1 pseudogene is annotated in these 541 nt (G+C 64.9%); it reads left to right on the forward strand.

What is annotated here, in order from left to right:
• Window positions 1–541, forward strand: a pseudogene (locus HU811_RS27150) (hypothetical protein); the annotation flags it as partial.

Here is a 541-nt window from a genome sequence, read left to right on the forward strand (position 1 = left end):
GGAGTTTGACGTGCCGCAGCCTGGCGGCAACCTGCCGCGCACCATGGAGTTGTCCGGCACAGGCATGTCGGGCGGGCGGGTTGATATCTGGCTGCAAGGTGCAAGTGAACCGTTGATCGAGGATGTTTTTGTCGGCGCCGATGGCTGGAAAGCGCAAGTGACCCTTCCCGTTGGCGAGACCACCATTCTGGCTCGGCAACGCTTCGAAGGTCGCCCCTCCAAAGACACCGCGCCGCTGACCTTCAACGTGGTTCCTGCTGCCCCGTACATTGAAACCCCGGCCACCGACGAGCATATCGGCCGGCGCGTGGTGGTGTCCGGTTTCGGCGTACCGGGTGACACCGTGACGGTGAAACTGGGCGACGCCGCGCGCACGGTGCTGGGCAGCAGTCCGGTGCTGGAGGACCGCACCTGGTCGCTGACGGTGGTGTTCGATCAACCCGGCGGAAACTACGGCCTGATGGCCGTGGCATCGAGCGAGGGGTTTGATTCCGCCGATTCACAGGCGCGCGCGGTGGTGCTGGGCACCTATCAGCCTTCC

This window comes from Pseudomonas tehranensis, assembly GCF_014268615.1.
Classification (GTDB): Bacteria; Pseudomonadota; Gammaproteobacteria; order Pseudomonadales; family Pseudomonadaceae; genus Aquipseudomonas; species Aquipseudomonas tehranensis.